Here is a 1,547-nt window from a genome sequence, read left to right as displayed (position 1 = left end):
GCCGACGGCGGTCAGGGCGAGGTCGGCGCGGTGGGCGCGCTGGGTGACGAGCAGGCAGAGATCGACCGCGGAGCCGGTGACCCGTTGCGCGGCGTCCTCGGGACCATGGGTCCACAGCTCGCCCGAGGGGGCGCGGACCTCGACGCGGAACTCGTCCTCCGGCGCGGGCAGTCCCCGTACCGCGAAGGCGAAGTCCCGGGCCCGCACACCGATGCGGACCACATGCCGGAGCCGGTCGGTGGGTGCGCGCCGCACACCCAGGGCGTCGGCCACGTCCTGGCCGTGGGCCCAGGTCTCCATGAGCCGGCCGGTGGCCATGGCGGCGGCCGACATGGGCGGCCCGAACCAGGGGAACCGGGTGTGCCGCGCGGCCGCCTCCCGCAGGGCGTGGTCCAACTCCCGCCGGCCGTCCCGCCAGCGGGTGAGCAGTTCGGCGGGGCCGAGCCGGACGCCTTCCTCGGCGCCGTCGTCCACGAAGGTGCCGGGCGACGTGAGCGCCTGCTCGGCGAACTTCTGGAAGGCCGCCTGGTCGCTCATGGCGAGCAGGGCGGCCCGGTCGGTCCAGTGCAGATGGGCGATCTGGTGGGCGATGCTCCAGCGCGGAGCGGGCGTCGCGCGTGCCCACTCGCTCTCGGTCAACTCGGCTACGAGCAGGTCGAGTTCCCGGCTTTCCTCACGCAGGTCGTCGAAGACGGGCGTCGGATCGGACATGGGCAGGAGCATGGCAGCGGGGGCAGAAACAATCAAGCATGCTTGCATTAATCGGGGGGAGTGAGGTGCCGGAAAACAGGTGCGGCCGGATCGTGTCCTCCGGCTAGGTTCACCGGATGCGCGTATTCACGGACCCCACGGAGCTGCGACGACTGGTGCGGGACGGGCTGGGGGCGGGGTGCCGGGTCACGGGTGTGGAACGGCTGCGCGGGGGCTCGAAAAAGGGGGTGTACCGGTTGGCCCTGACCGGGGTGGGCGCCCCGCCGACCGTGATCGCCTACAGCTGGGCCCCACAGGAGAACTACTGGCCGAGTGTGCCGACGCCCCACGCCTGCGGCCTGGCGCCGTTCCTGTCCGCGCACCACACCCTTCAGGCGGCCGGTGTGCGCACCCCACACGTCCTGTACGCGTCCGAACCCGATGACCTGGCCCTGGTGGAGGACATCCCGGGCGACACCCTGGAGGCGGCCTTCACCACCGACCCCGCCCGAGCGGCGAAGGCCCTGAGCGAGCTGGCCGTGGCGCTGGACCACATGGCCGCGCACACCTCTCCGGCGGACCACATCAGCGAGGACGTGACCCTGACCCGAGCCCTCCACGACCTCACCGAGGCAGCAACCCGCGACCCGCGCATCAACGCGGCGGCCCCGGCCCTGGCCAACCGCCTGCACGAGCTGCACGCGGCGCTGACCCCCCGCGCCACCTACTCCCTGGTCCACGGCGAACTAGGCCCCGACCACATCCTCCTCACCCCCGACGCCCACCCCGTCCTGATCGACATCGAGTCCCTCACCCACTCCGACCCCGAACAGGAACACGCCTACCTACGCCTGCGC

Annotated in this window: 2 protein-coding genes; one reads left to right on the top strand and one right to left on the bottom strand. The window is 72.4% G+C overall.

What is annotated here, in order from left to right; all coding sequences use genetic code 11:
• A partial coding sequence (locus CCN33_RS28345; protein WP_086696271.1) for a TIGR03084 family metal-binding protein occupies positions 1 to 711 on the bottom strand: 711 nt, incomplete at its 3' end.
• A 116-nt stretch (positions 712 to 827) separates the two neighbouring features.
• Between CCN33_RS28345 and CCN33_RS28340 the strand changes: the two genes are divergently transcribed.
• Positions 828 to 1,547, top strand: a 720-nt coding sequence (locus CCN33_RS28340) for a phosphotransferase family protein (RefSeq protein ID WP_086696270.1), incomplete at its 3' end; no start/stop codon positions are given.

Source organism: Streptomyces recifensis (assembly GCF_002154615.1).
GTDB lineage: Bacteria > Actinomycetota > Actinomycetes > Streptomycetales > Streptomycetaceae > Streptomyces > Streptomyces griseoluteus.
Note: the sequence above shows the minus strand (reverse complement) of the source record. Positions and strands in the feature narration are given on the sequence as shown.